The 17,718-nt window shown below is 66.8% G+C and carries 11 protein-coding genes and 1 pseudogene; 2 read left to right on the forward strand and 10 right to left on the reverse strand.

Going from position 1 to position 17,718, the window contains the following annotated elements; genetic code table 11:
- Positions 1 to 196: 196 nt before the first annotated feature.
- From ACIQFZ_RS38900 to ACIQFZ_RS38910, 3 genes are all read right to left on the reverse strand, one after another.
- Entirely contained in the window at positions 197 to 3,571 is a 3,375-nt protein-coding gene (locus tag ACIQFZ_RS38900; protein ID WP_402693474.1) for a DUF499 domain-containing protein, read from the reverse strand.
- Positions 3,572 to 3,677: 106 nt separating this feature from the next.
- Complete coding sequence (locus ACIQFZ_RS38905; RefSeq protein ID WP_402693475.1) at positions 3,678 to 6,488, reverse strand: DUF1156 domain-containing protein; 2,811 nt, start codon at positions 6,486 to 6,488, stop codon at positions 3,678 to 3,680.
- A complete protein-coding gene (locus ACIQFZ_RS38910) occupies positions 6,485 to 10,015 on the reverse strand; it encodes a helicase-related protein (protein ID WP_402693476.1) in 3,531 nt (1,176 codons plus the stop codon). The genes ACIQFZ_RS38905 and ACIQFZ_RS38910 overlap by 4 nt, the downstream gene beginning before the upstream one ends.
- Positions 10,016 to 10,790: 775 nt before the next feature.
- Between ACIQFZ_RS38910 and ACIQFZ_RS38915 the strand changes: the two genes are divergently transcribed.
- Both ACIQFZ_RS38915 and ACIQFZ_RS38920 read left to right on the forward strand, forming a co-directional pair.
- The gene (locus ACIQFZ_RS38915) at positions 10,791 to 11,024 is read left to right on the forward strand and encodes a YozE family protein (RefSeq protein WP_402693477.1); all 234 of its coding nucleotides are present in this window, start codon (positions 10,791 to 10,793) and stop codon (positions 11,022 to 11,024) included.
- A 20-nt stretch (positions 11,025 to 11,044) separates the two neighbouring features.
- Positions 11,045 to 11,147 (forward strand): annotated as a pseudogene (locus ACIQFZ_RS38920) (IS5/IS1182 family transposase); the annotation flags it as partial.
- 16 nt (positions 11,148 to 11,163) lie between these two features.
- On the opposite strand, the gene ACIQFZ_RS38925 reads toward ACIQFZ_RS38920, so the two are convergent.
- From ACIQFZ_RS38925 to ACIQFZ_RS38955, 7 genes are all read right to left on the reverse strand, one after another.
- Positions 11,164 to 11,817 carry a hypothetical protein gene (locus tag ACIQFZ_RS38925; protein ID WP_402693478.1) on the reverse strand — a complete coding sequence of 218 codons (654 nt, stop codon included), beginning with the start codon at positions 11,815 to 11,817 and terminating at the stop codon, positions 11,164 to 11,166.
- An 882-nt stretch (positions 11,818 to 12,699) separates the two neighbouring features.
- On the reverse strand, positions 12,700 to 14,082 hold the full coding sequence (locus ACIQFZ_RS38930) for a S8 family serine peptidase (protein ID WP_402693479.1): 1,383 nt from the start codon (positions 14,080 to 14,082) through the stop codon (positions 12,700 to 12,702).
- Positions 14,083 to 14,335: 253 nt separating this feature from the next.
- On the reverse strand, positions 14,336 to 14,494 hold the full coding sequence (locus tag ACIQFZ_RS38935; RefSeq protein WP_402693480.1) for a hypothetical protein: 159 nt from the start codon (positions 14,492 to 14,494) through the stop codon (positions 14,336 to 14,338).
- A gap of 164 nt (positions 14,495 to 14,658) precedes the next feature.
- The gene (locus ACIQFZ_RS38940; RefSeq protein ID WP_365776771.1) at positions 14,659 to 15,237 is read right to left on the reverse strand and encodes a NifU family protein; all 579 of its coding nucleotides are present in this window, start codon (positions 15,235 to 15,237) and stop codon (positions 14,659 to 14,661) included.
- Positions 15,234 to 17,171, reverse strand: a complete 1,938-nt coding sequence (locus ACIQFZ_RS38945; RefSeq protein WP_376652129.1) for a ferrous iron transporter B — start codon at positions 17,169 to 17,171, stop codon at positions 15,234 to 15,236. The genes ACIQFZ_RS38940 and ACIQFZ_RS38945 overlap by 4 nt, the downstream gene beginning before the upstream one ends.
- On the reverse strand, positions 17,168 to 17,473 hold the full coding sequence (locus tag ACIQFZ_RS38950) for a FeoA family protein (protein ID WP_365776775.1): 306 nt from the start codon (positions 17,471 to 17,473) through the stop codon (positions 17,168 to 17,170). Before ACIQFZ_RS38950 ends, ACIQFZ_RS38945 begins: the two co-directional genes overlap by 4 nt.
- Positions 17,474 to 17,510: 37 nt before the next feature.
- Positions 17,511 to 17,718: hypothetical protein (locus ACIQFZ_RS38955; protein ID WP_402693481.1), on the reverse strand; the 208-nt coding region annotated here is incomplete at its 5' end.

Genomic DNA, 17,718 nt, shown 5'->3' on the forward strand with positions numbered 1-17,718 from the left:
ACCAACGACAGAAGCCCACGGCATCTGAGCAGTTCAGAGCCGTGGACTTCCTCAGTCCCGCTGGTCGGCGAGACCGGTGATCAGTAGGCCGGCTACTGATCACAGTGGCCAGCACTCGCCACGCCCATTGAGACCCCGCCGAACTTGTAAATCGACGACGTCACTGCCTTCTTATGGCACTGCCGGATGCAGCACCTTACTCGGATTCAAATTCCGCCTCGAGCTTAAGAGTGTTCGCGTTTTCGGTAAGGATGCGCGCCTTATCGTTGGGGAAGCCCTCCGGCCGCTTCGCGTGGATCTCTACGGTGATCTCCACTTCGGAGCCGACGAGGTCGAGGTGCGGGAGGATCTCGATGGCGTACTTGCTGGCGTTCTTGCTGTACTGCTCCGGGGTAAGCACTGCTCGGGCGTAGAAGCGGGTGTTGCGGATGACGAGCTGTCGGGTTTGCTTCTCGCCGGTCTGAGCCGGGACGTGCACTCCGAGTCCCGAGGTGGTCTCGGCCGCTGCGGTGTCTATGGGTGCGTCCGCGTCCTCGCTGGTCCTCTGCTCTGGTACGGCAGCAGCGGCCTCGTCCGCCTGCCGCTGTTGGATGGCAATGTCCGGCCGGACCAGGAGTGTGGAGTCGGTGATCTGCCCGAAGCGAGCGTTGCCTCCGGGAAGCACCAGCCCCTCGTACCGTGAGGCGGCCTGGTCGTAGCCGGTGGCCAGGGCGAAGCCTTCGGTTTCCCAACCGATCATGTGCAGGACGTCCTCGACACCCCGGTCGAGGACCGAGCGGTCCCGCAAGCGGTTCATGTACGGATAGCGCGTGTGCAGCTCCCACAGCTGGCCGACGCTGATGTGGCCGTCGCGTTCCCAAAGGGAAGCGAGCGGGCCGGTCAGCTTCTGGTGCAGCAGCGCCGGGGCCTGCTGCAGCCACAGCAGGGCCTCACGCTTGAGCCGCTCCGCGGTGCGCACGGCAAGGTCCGGCTTGCCGGTCTCGACCTTGATGGCCTCCCACTGCACGGGACGCGCCGGGTCCTCGCGCTGCTCGGGCACGATCGCCCAGTGGTAGGTCTCGGCGACGCGCAACTGCGCCTTCTCGTCTGCTGCCTTGATGCGGCTTTCGGCTTGGCGGCGCTGGCTGGGATTGAGGTCGAGTTCGTCGGCGCGGTCGAGAACCTTGCGCCAGCCGAGGTACTCGCGCGCGGCCTCCATCAGCTCATCCAGCCGCTTCTTGTCCGGGGCGAGGAAGACCAGCATGTTCCGGTGCGAGCGCTGCGACGGCCCGCGGGAGCCGAGGGCCTCGGCGGCGAAGAGCATCGCCGGGCTGTCGTCCTTGTTCTTGGTGTGGTGGTGCTGCGGGTGCAGCAGGATGAGGCGCACCTCGTCGGTGTCGGGGACGTCTCCGGTGTGCTGCGGGGCCACGTGCACCCCGGAGAAGTCGCCGGTGCGGCGCTGGGTGGGCCCGAAGCGGCGGACGAGTTCGGCCCAGACGTCCTCGGGGCGCTCGACCAGCCGGTCAGCTTCGTCCTTGGCGATCCGGGTGACACTGGCCTGGGTGTCGTACCAGTAGCGCTCCCCCTCCGAGTACAGGTAGGTGGACCGGTCGGCCAGGGTGTTCAGGGCGGTGCGGAAATTGCCCATGCTGTCGCCGGGCATGGCCATCCCCAGGCGCACGTGCGGCTCGTCCAGGCCCTTGGTTGCGGCCTTCAGCGTGGCTGCCGAGCCCATGAACAGCGTGCGTGCGATGCGCCGGGTCATGGCGCGCTCCCCCAGGAAGGTCTTCTCCTGGTCGATCTGGACCGGCGTGGAGTTCACGCCGTCCACGTCGGCGTCGAGGATGGGCTTCCACCGGTCCTCGAGGTAGTGGGTTAGCTCTCCGACCACCCTCTGGTCGTTGAGCGGAATGTCACCCGGCATGATCATCGCGCTCTGGTTGCCGTCCCGCCACAGTGCGTGGATGACGGCGCTCATCAACCGCAGCACTCCGCGGGTGCGCTGGAAGCGCTCGAGGGTGGACCAGTCCTCATACAGCCGGGCGAACAGCTCGGGGTGGATCGGGTAGGTGGATTTGATGCGATTCTCGTACTCGGTGCTGTCCGCGCCGGAGGGGAAGTCCGCCTTGTGTCCGGCGTAGAACTGGGTGAACAGCCGCGCCACCTTGTTGATGTCGGCCTGCGCGCTGCCGCTCGGCGACTCGAACAGGCGACGGCGCACGATCTCGAAGGACTCATCGGCTTTCGCCGGCCGCCATGGCTCAGCTATGCGATGCAAGATGCGCTGCAGCCGCTCCAGCGCGTGCCGTCCGGCCGGACCGCCGATCTCGTTCTCGTCCGCGTCGATGGTGCCGTCATCGGAAGCGGGAATGGAGACGATCAGCTGGGCCCCCGAGACGGCCTGCACTGCCTCGGTGAGGGTCTGGGCGAAGGTGAAGTGAGTCTCGAACGATCCCCCCGATAGGTGCTCGGCGTCAACGAGCTGCCGGGCATAGGCGACCCACTCGTCGACAAGGATCAGGCACGGGGCGTACGCGGCAATCACATCCTGCAGCGCCGCGCCCGGGTTGGTGCCGGTACGGTCTGCCTCGGCCACGATGTCGTACCCGGTACGGCCGCCGAGCTGCCAGGCCAGCTCACCCCACAGGGTGTTGACCCGGGTGCCATCGGCCTTGACCTCTGACTGCCCCGGGCTGAAATACGTGCCGACTAGGACCACCCGGCGCACCGGCTGCTTCGGCAGACCGGAGGGAGCCTCGGCGATCAGCTCGTGCATCTCCTGCGGCAGCTGCTGCGGCTGAAGCCCTGGGGCGAACAGGTGGTACAGGGCCAGCATCGAGTGGGTCTTGCCGCCACCGAAGTTGGTCTGCAGGTTGAACGTCGGCGGAGCATTGTCATCGCCGGATACACGACGCAGCGACTTGCCGAGCAGCTCCCGCAAGCCCTCGGTCAGATAGGTGCGCTGGAAGAACTCCACCGGGTCGGTGTACTCGAGGGCACCCTCCCCCTGGGCGACCTGAGCGAGGTTGGCGGCGAACTCCGAGGCGTTGAAATCCCCCCGGGCTACATCCTGATGCGGGGTGAGGACCGCACGCCAGGGCTTGAGACCCTCCGCCGCCACGGCCGGGGCGGCGGCAGCCTCGCGGGTGGCGCGCTTGGTCTCCGCCTCGATCACGGCCCTCTGGTGCTCCAGCCGGGAGCGGCGCACCTGCTCGATGAGGTCCTTCCCGGCTCCGACCGCGGTCAGCAACCGCTCGGCGGTGTCCAGGGCGCGGCCGGTGTCGTCGGAGTTGAAGGGCTCGTTGTGCGCCCACTTGTTGCGGATGTCGTTCAACTCGCCGACGTAGTTGCGGGCGGACGGCGGCAGAGCGTGGCGGAAGTAGGCAGCCCAGTTCCGCAGCATGGCCTGCAGCAGGAACTGTGGATCCTGCTTGGAGGTCAGACTGAAGCCGCCCTCCCGAGCCGTCGCAACAGCGTCATCGAACCAGGTCTCGCCCTGCCTCCGGGTCATCTCCCGTTCGACGAGCGGGAGCAGCCCGTCGGGTAGCAGTTCGATCATCCGGCCGATCCGGTCGCGGTTGCTGAATGCCATCGTGTTTGCCGTCCTGCCTATCCTGTCCGCCACGCCCGGTACCCCACCGTGCGTGGTGTCGTCGTTCTGCACGTGACCCTCCCCCTGCCTCGCCTTTCGGCGACCGTCAGAACAACTGGTCCTCGTCCTCGTCGCTACTGCCGGTAAACAGCTCCGACTGGGAAGCCATGCCGCCGCCTCGCTTCCCTGCCGCGCGCGCTGCCATCTGCAGATCCGGCCAGGAACTAACAAGGTTGTTGAACCGCCCGCCGCTCTCCGACCAGTTGTTGGCGTCGCAGACGCGGTAGAGAAGGTAGGCAAGTTCGCGGGCAGCGTCTTCATCGATCCGGGCCCGTGCTTGCGCCAAGAGCGTCCCGGCGGCCTCTACGCCACCCTTGCTCTCGAGGAGGCGTGACAGGTGCAGGGTCACAGCCCAGACCGAAATGCGGTGATCTACCGTTGGGTCGTAGGCAGTGGACAGATCGGCCGGCTTGTGAAGCCCGACCTTTCCTCCACGGGCCTTGAGCACCCCGGCGTCCTCCAGACCGCTGATCGACGTGATGTAACGCTTACTGAGAGTCTCGGCGTCGCCATAGGGGCCTTGGTCCCACTGGTACTGCTTGAACCAGTCCAGGCACCAGCGGGTGTCGTTATCCACGTCCCCTTCCTGCTCGGACTGCACCTCGGCGAGTACGTCGTTGATCAACGCGAGAGCGGTGCGCACGCGCATGGGAGAACCGTCCGGCTCCGTGATCTTGGAATATTGGGAGTAGACAGCCATGCCGGGGCCGATTGCCGACTGTGCCAGGTCGACCGGTGCAACATTCCCGGATTGCAGATCCCGAACGGCCTGCGGCAGCTCGTCCCGGAGAGCATTGACGAAGCCACGCAGGGTCGTAGACCCGGCACTCTGCGGACGTGGGCGGCAGGCGAGGACGATGGAGGAGGCCAGGGAGTTCCGTCCGTTCGTGCGCAGTCCGCCCTGCTGCTCGGTGCGCATCGGCCAGGTGGCGGTCACCTCGTATCCGGCTTGGATCAGTCCCTCGAGCATCGTCTCCCAGCCGGTGGATGCGGTGCCTTCGCTGCTACTGGTCTCCTGCTGCTTGAAGGCGTAGTAGACAGTGATCGGATAATCGCCAGACGCCTGGGCTCGGATGTTGTCGAAGACCTCGATGAAGCCCTTCTCGAAGTACCGGCTGGCTTCCTGCTTGGAGGCGTGACGGGTGGTCTCCGCAACTAGCTCGGCCGCCTTCGGGGTGAGGACGGTGCTCAGTTCGTCGAGTCCCAGAGGCCTGAGTGTCTGGCGGAGCCAGACGTAGAAGAAGTCGGAGAGGTCCGCGTAGATGACGTTGTCGTAATAGGGAGGATCGGTGCTGACGACGCCTCCGGCAGGGATCGTTGCAGTACGCGCGTCCGACTGCACAACGTGGCCCTGAGGGTCGGCAGGGAGCTCCTTAAGGGCGTTGACCAGGTATTCGACCTGCCCGAGGAAGTTGCCTGAGGAGTCGCTGAACGGGTTTGCCTCGGCAGTCGTCCAGATGAAGCTGAGCGCCTGGCGAGCGAACACCTGCTCAACCTTCTCGCCTCCCGCGTGCCAGAAAGACAACTGCGACATGCGGTTCGCGGCACGGCTGACCGCCAGGGCCAGGTACACCCCGACGCTGCGCGCGTAATCCGAGGCCCGCTCGGCGCTCATGCCTTGGTCGAGTGCATCCTTCTCCGCCTGCTGCCAGGCCAACTGGGCCTTGCGGCTCAAGCATTCAAGCGTGACCAACTGGCGGTCGAGAAAAAGCTGGTGGTGCTTGAGGATGCCGTACGCCTGTACACGGAACCCTGCCACCTTGCCAGGTAGATCGGTGTCAAGCACGTCAGGTCGCTCTAGCCCAGATGCGGCCTGCACCTGCTGCTCGTCGAACGGCACGTAGTGCCGCTGACGTTTACCGGCCGTGGCGATGGCTAGCGGAGTGTCCGTGATCTGACCGAGCTTGCCCTGCGCGCGGACGTAGCTCAGGGGAAACGACTCGCCACAGGTCAGGCATCGCCCGCTAGTGCGCTCCACGGTGGGAGCCTCGGAGTCGCCGTCACCGTCTTCGACTCCGAACCGAGGTGCCATTCCGGGACGGGTCTCCTCAACGACGAGCCGTACCTTCTTCTTGGCTTTGTTGCACAGCAGGAAACTGTTGATCAGCGGAGCAGGGCTGCCGCAGGCAGGGTTCGGGCACTGCACTGTACGGGCCCAAAACCACGCCACCGCGGGCAACGTCGTGCCGTCGGGCATCCGCACCTTGGGATAGAGGTGACCGACCTCTTGCTCGGCCATCTCACGCATGAGTCGGGAGTAGTACGCGACGTCTGCAGCAAGTCCACGGGCGCCGGACCACGTACCGTCCAGCTTCTCCTGCCGCACAGCCGAGACCGGCGGCTGGCCAGCCCACTTCGGCGGTATCTCGATCATCGCCTTGTTGATGAGAACCGGCACGGGGTTGAGGTCGCTCGCGTGTGACTCGAGCCCGAGCCGCTGGGCCTCCAGCGGGATCGTTCCACCGCCTGCGAAGGGGTCGAGCACAGGTGGTGGGTTACCGCCGCAGGACCTCTGTATCTCCTCGCGCACTTCACGCATGATGCGCTCGTCGTGGGTGGCCTCCCACGGCACCATGCGCTCGATGAGGTTGAACAGCCGGGACCGCTCGCGCTGCTGGTCTTCCTCGGTGGGGAACTTGTCCGGGTGGGAGGATGGGTCGTCCACGAGCTGAGCGAAGAGCACCGCGCGCGCAGCAGCGAGGGGTCGCCGGGCCCACCACAGGTGCAGCGTGGAGGGGTGCCCGTGCCGAATGGACTTTTCCCGGGCAGCCTCTCGGTTGATCACCTCTAGGGGCAGAGCAACCTCGATGAGCTTCCGCCGGCGCGGTGTCGCGTTGTTCTCGTTCACGGCGCTCATAGCGGAGCTCCTCCTTTGGTCCAGGCATCGTGCCAATTCAGGACGATGCCTTCGGTTCTCAGATCGCCGAACTCGGTGTCGGCGAAAGCATCGATCAAGTAGCGCAGATCATCGTGCTCGGGCCCGTCGGGGTGGACGGCCACGAGCGCGAGCCGATGTTGGTCGCCGCGGTTCTTGGCAACCAGCACCTCGTTGCGGCTCACATAGAAGTCCTGGGCACCGGCCCGGCGTCCCTTGACCTCGATGTGGATGAGGTGACCGTCCGGCGTGAGTGAGCGAATGTCGTAACCGGGGTTGTTGTGTGCCATTTCCTCGGGGATGCGCCCGAGTTCTTTTTCGGCCCGGAGCACCGCGGCGACAGCCCGCCGGTCGGTCTCGTAACCGTCGCTCGCCCGCATCGGCGCCAGTCCGGTCGCGCCCAAGGCCTTGGCGAGCCAGCCCACCGGTACCACCAGGGCACAGCCAGCCACGACAGGGGGTCGGGGGTGAAGGGCGGCGTCCTTGTCCAGCTCCTGCAGGCGCTTGGTGCGCCGATGTTCCAGCTCTTCGGCCCAGTTTCGGGCCTTGTCCGGCTTGTGGCGCACGCGTTTGCCGGCGGCAAGATCCTGTTCGAGTTTTCCGGCTTGCGCGTGCCAGTAGTTGATCTCGTGTTTCAGGCGCTGTTCGACCTGGGCCCGGGTACGGGTGATAGCTGGCAGGAGGCCGTCGCGTGCCCGTCGCAGGTGTTCGGGCAGTGCTTCGCGGATGGCCCAGTCCAGGGCGGCGGCTTCGCCGCCGTCGTGCAGCCAGGCCTGGTCAAGTAGGGCCTGGGCGGCCTGGGCCTCGACCGGTGTCGGCGGGCGGTAGTCCAGGTATGGGGCGGGGCCGGCGTTCCTGGCGGTGCCGTCGGGCAGAAGTTCGGTGAAGGCGAAGGCCCGGTCGGCGGTGCGGCCGTGCCCGTCGGTGATCTCCTGCGAGAGGGCCACGAGCAGCCGGGGCTGCTCGCCTGCGTCGGCGGCGTCGACGAGGATTGCGCCGCGGCTGAGCAGGTCGGCGTGCTGAGCTATGACCTGGTCGAGGACAACGTCGAAGAGCGGGTGGCCGGGGGCGATCAGGTCTGCGCGGGGCTTGCCAGTGGCGCTGATGCGGTCGCGGTCGAAGCAGACTCGTTCGTACTTGCGTTGCACGGCGCCGCTGAGGCCCGTGAACCGGGCAGGGTCGCGCAGGGCCGCTGGCACGTGGGTGATCTCGAAGCGGTCGGCCTCCCGAGGCATCAGCCGCCCCCCGGCACGTTCGAAGGCGTCCCGGAAAAACGCCTGCACGTAGTGCGGGTGCAGGCGGCGGGCCTGGGCTTCCTCCATCCGTAGACGGATGGCGTCAACGTCCTCCAGGCCCATGACCTGGGCGTCGAGCGCCAGGCCCTGGATCAGGTCGACGGCGCGCTGCCCGACCCGGGCGTCGATGACCTCATCGAGCTGGGCCTTGACCTCGGGTCGGTCGCCGTAGCGGATGGCGCGCACGAGCAGCTCGCGCAGCGGCTGTCCGTCGAAGATCTCGCCGAGGACGTTGTAGACCTTGCCGTCGTAGGCCTTGTTCTGCTGCTCAATCTTGTCCAGCAGACGGTGGAAGACCTGACCCTCCCGGGTGTTGTCGGCGACCAGGTTCCACAGGTGGCAGACCTCCGCCTGGCCGATGCGGTGGATGCGGCCGAAGCGCTGCTCGATGCGGTTGGGGTTCCACGGCAGGTCGTAGTTGACCATGAGGTGGGCGCGCTGCAGGTTCAACCCCTCGCCGGCCGCATCGGTGGCCAGCAGCACCCGCACGTCCGGGTCCTGGTTGAACCGATCGCGGATCGCACGCCGCTGCTCGCGGGGGGTGCCGCCGTGGATGGCCACCACCGCATCGGCGCGGCCGATCAGGGCGCGGACCCTGCGGGCCAGATACTCCAGCGTGTCGCGGTGTTCGGTGAACACGATGAGCTTGCGCGGGCGGCCGTCGGCGTCGCGCAGGTGGGGGTTGTCCTGGAGCAGCCCGGACAGCTCCCGCCACTTGCGGTCTTCTCCCAGGGCCAGCACGCTCGCGGCGGCCTGTTCCAGCCCCCGCAGCTGCCCGATCTCCTGCTCCAGCTCGGCGACGGTGAGCGCGGCCGAGGCGGAGTCGACGACCTGTTCCTCCGCCTCCTCCAGTTCCGCGCCGGTCAGGTCCTCGAGTTCGGCGTCCCAGTTCTGGCCGTCCTCGCCCCCGCTCAGGGTGCTCAGCACGGTGTCCTGGTGGGGCGGGACGGAGGCGCCACTCGCGTCCGGTGCGGCGGTGTGCCGGGCAGCGAGCAGCTCGGCGCGCTTGGCTTCCAGCCGCCGGCGGCGCCGTTCCAGGGATTTGGCGATGGCCTCGGGACTGGAAGCCAGGCGGCGCTGGAGCACAGTGAGGGCGAAGCCGACCTGGTTGCCGCGGCGGCCATCGAGCCGCTCGGCGCGGTTCATCTCCTCCCGCACGTAGCGGGTGACCTGCTCATACAGCTCCTGCTCGGCCGACGACAGTTCGTAGGGAACGGTGTAGGCGCGGCGCTCGGGGAAGAGTTTTTTGCCGTCGAAGGTTAGTAGCTCCTCCTTGACCATGCGGCGCATCAGGCCAGAAGCGTCGTGCTGGTGCACGCCGTCCCGGTACTTGCCGGCGAAGCGGTCTCCGTCCAGCAGGGCCATGAATAGCTGGAAGTCTTCTTCCTTGCCCGCATGGGGGGTGGCGGTCATCAGCAACAGGTGCCTGGTGACCCGGCCAAGAAGACGGCCAAGCTCGTAGCGTTTGGTGGTTTTTAGCTCGGCACCGAAGTAGTGAGCGCTCATGCGGTGAGCCTCATCCACGACCACTAGGTCCCAGCTGGACTCGGCCAGGCGGCTCTGCAGGTCCTCGGAGCGGGCAAGGGCGTCCATACGGGCGATCAACCTGGGGTGCTTGTCGAAGACGTTGCCATCCACGGTGGCCTCTACCAGCTGCTTCGACAGCAGCGTGAAGTCCAGGCCGAACTTTTCTTGCAACTCGTCTTGCCACTGCTCGACCAGGCCGCCGGGCGCAACGATCAGGCAGCGCTCCAGGTCTCCGCGTAGGGCGAGTTCCTTAACGTACAGGCCCGCCATGATCGTTTTTCCTGCGCCGGGGTCGTCGGCTAGCAGGAACCGCAGCGGCGTACGCGGTAGCAACTCGTTATAAACCGCTTGGATCTGATGGGGAAGCGGATCCAGCAGGCTCGTGGACACCGCGAGCATCGCATCTCCGCGGGCAGCCATACGTATACGCAGGGCCTCGGCAGCCAAACGGAACAACTCAGCGTCAGCGTCGAACCCTCGATCACGCGCCCCGGGCTCGCCGATGGTGAGCTCGCTCTCCCCCTCGCCATAGAGGATCCGCTCATCCACCGAGCCGTCCGCACGACGATAGGTGAGCCGGGCAGCGGCCCCCCCGAACATCTCTACCGCCACTACCGTGACTTCCGCCCCCGGAACCACGCCACCGACCACCGTGCCCGGAGCGAGGTCCCCCAACTGCAAACGCATGCCCCCCATCTGTCGCCTCCCCAAGCCACAGCACTTCACCTGCAGGACTCCTGATGTACCGTCAGGTAATCCCATCATCAGCGTAGGCCCTCTACGCCCCGAGGTCACTCCCCGATCGCTGCAACTCCACTGAGATCACTTGGCACTTTGCGTCGTCTGAGTACCCGTCCGACCGGCAAGGGAACGCTGCGCGCAGCAAAGATGCCTTGGCCCCCACCACCGCCGCACAGAGGAACCCAACGAAGACACACGCTATCTTCACACTACACACGCATTCGATACTTGTGCTGCAACTGTGATCTTGCCCCGCGGGCAAAAATGGGTCAGACGTCTCCGAGCCGTTACCCACGTCAACCTCGGGCTACCCCCGCATCTACATCCAGGGGAGCCCAGCGGGCCGAATTCCGTACACCGGCGGACTAAAACTCGTCGGCGGTCATGGACCATCTGTGGACTCGGCCGAGCCTTTTTACGTGACACAGGTCCTTGACCAGCAATGACGCCGGATTCCCAGACGCCCTCCGGAGCCGTGTGCGCAGGTTCGAATCCTGCCGGGGGCACTCGCCAGTCAGCCAGCAAGAATCAAGCTCTGACCAGTGCGAATGCCAACTTGAAAGAGCGGGAGTCAGTCTCACTGACTCCCGCTCTTTCTCGTTGTCTCTCACTGTCCGCGCACCATCTGCGATACACGCGACACACCTCCGACACACTCACACACTCCTCACGCGTAGGGCACCCCTGACGACGTCGGGGGGCTGTGCGGAAGGATGTGGACATGCCCAAACCGAAGGGCTTCACAGCGTGGTTGAAGCCCCAAGCCGATCGTGAGAGTGGCATCGGCGACCTCGCCCGCGATGTCGCCAATGATCCCGAATGGCCCTCACGGAGGGGGCGGTCGGGCCAGCGCGCCTATCTCGAAGAGTGCGGCGCCATCCCAGCCGCCATCGAGATGTTCGAAGACGCCTGGGTTCGATACGAGGCGTACCGGGCGGCACTAGGCGATGCCTGAACCGGTAGCGCGGGTCAACAGGTGGCGGCCGACGACGGGCCGGTGATCGTGAGGCTTTGGCCGCGATCATCTTCGCGGCCACCTCGGGCTGCACGTGGCGGCAGCTGCCGCCGGTGTTCGGGCCGGCCTGGCTCACGGTCTACCGGCGGGTCGCGGCGCCCTTGGAGGGCATGGCCTTCAGCGTGCCGCACAGCGCGGGGGCGGTGGCGACCTGGGGGAGCTTGGGGTCCAGCTCGCTGGGGCCTAGCACGTTGGTGAACTTGCCGCTGCCGTCGTAGTCGATGCCGTGCACGACGATGACGGCCTTGCCGGCGCGGATGTTGCTGGCCACATCGTTGTTGACGGTGATGGTGCGCGAGTACTGGTAGGAGCTACCCACGGGGAAGCGGGGCACCGCCAGTGCGCTGGCCGGGGAAGTGTCGCCGCTGGTGGTCAGCGAGGAGCCGATCATGCCGTAGGACTTCATGCCGTCGGTGGTGCTGATCGCGATGTGCCCGTTGAGGTTGGTGGCCGCGGCCGCGGTGGGGCACGTGCCCATGCCGTCGACGTGGATGTGGGCCGCGTGCGGAACCCCGGCCAGGAGCCCCTTCACTGTCATCCTCACGGTGACCTCGTGACCGGACAGCGACACGGTTGCGGTGCCCGAGCCGGTCACGTTGTTCGTCGGGATCGGAGTCAAGCTGGCCCGGAAGCTGTGCGAGCCGGAGTCCGAGGCTGCGGCTGCCGTTGTCGGGACGCCCATCGACAGGCCCAGCACGCCGGCCGCTGCCAGGGAGGAAATTGCTTTGCGCATCTGAAAGCCTCGCTTTCCCAGGATCACCGCCTCGTACGTCACCGAACGCCGGATCAAGCCCGGAACGGGGGAGGTGCGACAGGTGGGCCGCGCTTCAAGAGGTATCGACTCCGAGCTCTGCTGTCCTGCCGAAACCAGTGCCACAACACCCCCCGAGTCATCCCGTCTTTGATTCACTCGCCCCCGCCGAGAAGGGTTGGGCGTCCTACCGGAGCCGGATGGGTGAGGTGTTCCTTCAGCTCAGACACGCGTCAGGCACACTCTGGTCACTCTACGTAAATCTGCGACCAGGTATCGGCGCGCGACCGCGCACATGTCGGACTAAGGCGTTACTCCGTTCGGGGGAAGGTCTCCGCACACTTCGATGATCCGAATCTGGTCGCGTACGGCGGGCTGGAGCCGGTGGTGCGACTGGCCGAGCGCGGACCTGTTGTCAGCCTTCCTCGCATCTCGGGGGAACCTCAGGCTACCGCCGGGACCCGAACCTGCGGTCAATCGCCGCTGACCTACCGATTTAGCCGGACAACCGTCTCGATCACCAGCTGCCCGCCGCCGACCAACGGTCCTCCCTGTGCACATGCTCCGAGCGCCTCGCCGGGGGCACTCGCCAGTCAGTCAGAATCTGGCTCTGACCAGCGCCTTGGTGATCTTCACATTGACTGCTTCGTCGTGGCCGCCGCTGCAGCCGTGATATCGATGGTGGATCACCTCCAGGAAATGCCGACCCGACGGGCCACCTCAGCGATCGGCACCCCGGCGTTCAGCCACCGCCACCGCGTCTTGCGGTTTTGGGTCAAGTCAGCCCGTGCAAGATCACAGAGCGGTCGGCGCGGGGCCCGGCGGTCTGCGGCAGGCGCCCGCCCCTCGGGGACAGGAATGCTCTCAGCCCTCCTTGGCGAGGGCCGGGACGAAGCGGGCCGCGTCGATCGTGCCGACGCCGGTCGCCATGTCGTAGCCCTTCACCGCAGTGTGGCCGGTGACTCCCGCGTAGCTGTTGTTCGTGCCGTCCTTCACATCCACGATCCCGGTGGACGGGTTCCGCGAGGACCGCGCGGACAGCGAGTACAGCGCCTGGTGGATGTCACCCAGCCGGTGTCCGGCCACCTGGTCGGCCAGGGCCACGATGCCCGCAAAGAGCGGGCTGGCCGCGCTGGTGCCATGGTAAACATCCCAGCCGACCCGCTTCGGGTCGAAGCTGGAGTACACCCATGCGCCGCCGTTCTTCGCGGCGGACATCGAAACGTCGGGGGTGCCGCGGCGCTCGCCGACCACCTGCTCGACCCCGTTCTGGTACGAGGGACGGGCGAAGACAGGGGACAGGCCGCCGCCGCTCGCGCCGTCGTCGTTGTAGACGCTGTCCGGTGCGATGCGGTCGCCCTTGGCGTCCAGGTGCAGCTGGGTGCCGCCGACCGAGACGGCCAGCGGGTCGGAGGACGGCCAGGAGTTGGCCTTGTACGGGTAGTTGGCGTTGCCGTTCGCGGTGGGGCTGGTGGCTCCGTCGTCGCCGGAGGCGGCGAGGACGGTCACATCGTGCCTGGCCGCGTCCTTGAAGGCGTACCGCAGGTTCTCAATGCTGGAGAAGTCACCGCTGCGGAAGCCGGGGAAGGTGTTCTCCGTCGCGCCGAAGCTCTGGCTGATCACATCGCCCACACCGCGGTCGATGAGCGACTTCTCGGCGTCCATCATCTCTCGCAGGCCGGTGGTGCCGTCCCCGCTCTGATTGATCCCGGTCTCCACCAGGACGATGTGCGCGTCCGGGGCGACAGCATGCGCCATCTCCACGTCAAGGGTGCTCTCATCGGCCCAGAAGTTGTGGTCGCCATTGGAGGCGTCGAAGGGCGGGACGGTACCCCACTTGACCACGTCGACGTGGGTGCTCTTCATACCGAACCGGGCGCTGTAGACATCCAGGTCATGCTGGATGGTCGGCGAGCCGAAGGAATCCACGATCACGATCGTGCGCCCCTTGCCGGTGACTCCCGCCCGGTACAGCGGGTTCAGGTTGTACGCCTGCCGGATCTGGGTCGGGGTGTAACAGGAGATCTGCCACTTCGCCTGGCACTGCTCGGTGGTCAGCAAGCTGCGGGCCATGGTCCCCGATTGCTGCCCGGCTACTGCCGGCACGGCTTTGACCCCTTGCACCGAATGCACGGGTACGGCGGCCGCAGAACCGGACAAAACAGGTGATATCAGTGCGACATTGGCGAGGGTGGTGACCCAGGCCACTGCGACCGCGATGCGGCGTCGCGCGCGAACTCCGCGCATGGCTAATCCCCTTGCAAGGTGAGACCCCCACTCGAAAGTTGCCGCAATCTCACCCCGAGGCCATTCGCAGAGCAAGTACTTACCCCTGTGCGACTTCTCACCGATGTGCTACTTGTCACTGTTGTCCGACTCAGGGCGGTGTGGGCATGCCGAGCGCGCAGAGTACGACCCGGAAAGAGCGGGAGCCAGTCTCACTGCCTCCCGCTCTTTCTGACTGTCTCTCAGTGATCGCGACACACCTTCGACACACTCATCAGGCCGCGTCGCCGTCCCCCTCCAGCGCCTTGGTGATCTTCGCGTTGGCCGCTTCCTCGTAGCCGTCGATGCAGCCGTGATACCGGTGTTGGATCACCTTCGGGGAGTTGCCGACCCGACGGGCCACCTCCGCGATCGGCACCCAGCGTTCAGCCACCGCGTGATGCGCACGCGTGCCGGAGGTCGGGCGGGATAGGTCCCGGTCGGTCGCTGGACGCCTCCCGAGCCTCCAGGCCCCAGCGGTCGTGCCACTCGCCTGAGTCGCGGCCAGGTCATCCAACGGCCGGTCGACAGGCTGGTCGCCGCCCCCGCCGTGGACGGTCACGCGCTGCGGCGGCGCAGGGTGAGCCATGTGCGCCTTGGCGCCTTGCCGGGCTCCTCCGTGGCGCGGAGCTCGACCAGGTCGGGGAAGCGGGCGCGCAGTTCCGATTCGAGGCGGGAGTGGAGGGTGAATCCGGCGGCCGGGCAGTGGGTGCAGGTGCCCGCCAGCCGCACCTCCGCGTGGCGGTCGTGGGCGGAGACGATCGTCACTTCGCCGCCGTGGGAGCGGATGTAGTCGCCGGCGGATCCGTCCAGGACGTCCTGCAGTGCGGCGCGCAGCATGTCGTCCTCGGTGACCACGTCGGCCGGCCGCCACCGCTGGGGGTGCTGCAGTGCGGCGCTGAGCGCGTCGCGTACTCGCGCTCCTGTGCCGGACCAGCTCTGGCCGTCGGCGAGTCGGATCACCACGGCCTGTGTCTCCACCTCGATGGAGGTGACGTCTTCGGAGTGGAGCATTGTCCCGAGCTCGTCCGGTGCCTCGGCGATCTCTCCGACGACCGGCAGCGTGCCGGCGGGGATCACCCAGCGGACGGCCTGCGGGTCGGCCGTGGCCTCGGGGTGCATCGGGATGACGCTCATGCCAGCAGTCCCACGACGGTGTGCGTCAGGAAGGCCATGGTCCAGGCCAGCACGAACATATAGCCGAAGGCGACCGCGGGCCATCTCCACGAGCCGGTCTCACGGCGCATGACCCCGACGGTCGACATGCACTGCAGCGCGTAGAGGAAGAAGACGAGCAAGGCGGCCGTCGTGGCCGGGGTGAAGAGCTTCTCTCCCTGATGCGGCCCGTCGGTGTAGGTCATGTGGGACAGGGTTTCGGCCGGCTGGTCGGGGTTCTGGGCGGCGGCGACCTGGCCGAGGGTGGCGACGAACACCTCGCGGGCGGACAGCGATCCCAGCACGCCGATGTTGATCCGCCAGTCGAAGCCGAGGGGTTCGAAGACGGGTTCGATGGCGTGACCGATGTCGGCGGCGTAGCTGTGGTCGACCTCGTAGGCCTGGACCGCGGTCCGGTCGGCCGGGTCGACGCCGGCGGAGCGCAGTTGGGCATCGCTGTGCATGGGCAGGCTGAGCAGCAGCCACAGACCGATCGTGACCAGCAGGATGATGCGGCCGACCTTGTGCAGGAAGCCCTTGCAGGCGCTCCACATGGCCTCGATCACCGACCGCGGCCGCGGCAACCGGTAGGACGGCATCTCCATATAGAACGGCAGCACCGGCCCGCCCCGACTGCTGAACCGTTTGAAGACCCAGGCCGTCGCCATGGCCGAGAGCGCACCGACGAGGTACAGCGCGAACATGACGATGCCCTGGGCGCCGAAGGGACCGACGCTGGTACCGGGGCTCACCAACAGGCCGGTCAGCAGCACATAGACCGTCAGGCGCGCCGAGCAGGTCATCAGCGGCGCGCCCATCATGGTCGCGAAGCGGTCCTTGGCCGACGGCAGGGAGCGGGTGGCCATGATGCCGGGGATGGCGCAGGCGAGGGAGGAGAGCAGGGCGACGAACGCCCGGCCCTCCAGCCCGGCCTTGGACATGAGCCGGTCCATCAGGAAGGCCGCACGGGAAAGGTAACCGCTGCCCTCCAGCAGCGAGATCATGAGGAACAGCAGGGCGATCTGGGGCAGGAAGACCAGTACGCTGCCCAGGCCGCCGATCAGGGCGTTGCCGAGGAAGCCGGAGAGCAACGGGTTCGAGACGTAGTCGGTGACCAGCGTGCCGAGCCAGTCGAAGAGGCTCTGCACCGCGTCCTGCAGCGGTGTCGCGACGGTGAAGATGATCTGGAAGAACGCGAACATGGTCGCGAAGAAGATGAGCGTGCCCCACAGCGGGTGCAGCAGCACGGCATCGATGCGCCGGGTGCGGTGATCGACCTCGGGTACCTCGTAGCCCGCGCTCTGCAGCAGCGACTCCACCCAGGCCCGTCTCTGCGAGGGGTCGGTGGGCGGCGGGACGACCGGTCGCTCCCATGCGGCCAAGTCGAGCAGCGTGGACTGCAACTGCGCCAGGTCGTTGCGTGATCCGCTCGTCACCGCGACGACCGGCACACCCAGCGCACGGCGGAGGGCCGAGACGTCGAGGGTGCCGCCGCGACGGGCCAGTTCGTCACGGAAGGTGAGCACCACACAGATCGGCAGACCGGTCTGCATGACCTGGGCGAGCAGCCCGAGGGAACGACGCAGCGTTGTCGCGTCGATCGTGACGAGGATCCCGTCGGGTGTGCCGAGGTCCGGGTTGTCCGGGTCGAGCACATCAGCGACGACCTGCTCGTCCGGGCTGATCGGGTCGAGGCTGTAAGTGCCGGGCAGATCCTCGATGACCACCTCGTGCTCGCCGACACGCGCCAACCCCTCATAGCGCGCGACGGTCACTCCGGGGTAGTTACCGGTCTTGGTCCGCAGGCCGGTCAGGGCATTGAAAAGCGTGCTCTTGCCCGAGTTCGGGCTGCCGACCAGAGCCAGACGAGTATTGCCAGTGACCGTCTGGGCCACCGGACCGCAGTGCGCGCTCATGCAATGCGCCGTACATGGATGCCGACGGCCTGCGCTTTGCGCAGTGCCACCTCGTACTCCACGACCTGGAAGACAACAGGGTCGCCCAGCGGCGCCTTCCGCAGCACGGTGACCTCCGCGCCGGGGGCGAACCCCAGGTCGAACAGTCGTCGCGCGGTGCTCGGCTCGACCGACTCGTCGATGTCGATCACCTGGCCACTCATCCCGGGTCGTAGGTCGGCCAGTCGCGCATCCCCCGCTGAATCCGTCGGCACGGACGGACCGCTCTGACGCGCACCCAACTGCACTGAGACCATCGACATCCTCAACCCCGGGATCACCTAAATAGCTTAGGGCAGGCTAACCTTTTATCCCGGTAGCAGCAATATCGACCCCTTCCTGGCGCTGGCTCCCAGGGAAGGCTGCGGATATGCGGGAGCCAAGTCGATGCCGCACATGATCACTCGTACTCACACCGCAGCTGTAGTTCCGGTCATGGCTGGTCCTGGAGAACGTGTCGCCGCTGGTGACAGGCTTGCGCGACGGCTTGATGGTGGCGGCGCCAGGT

It is taken from the genome of Streptomyces sp. NPDC093064 (assembly GCF_044754605.1).
Classification (GTDB): Bacteria; Actinomycetota; Actinomycetes; order Streptomycetales; family Streptomycetaceae; genus Streptomyces.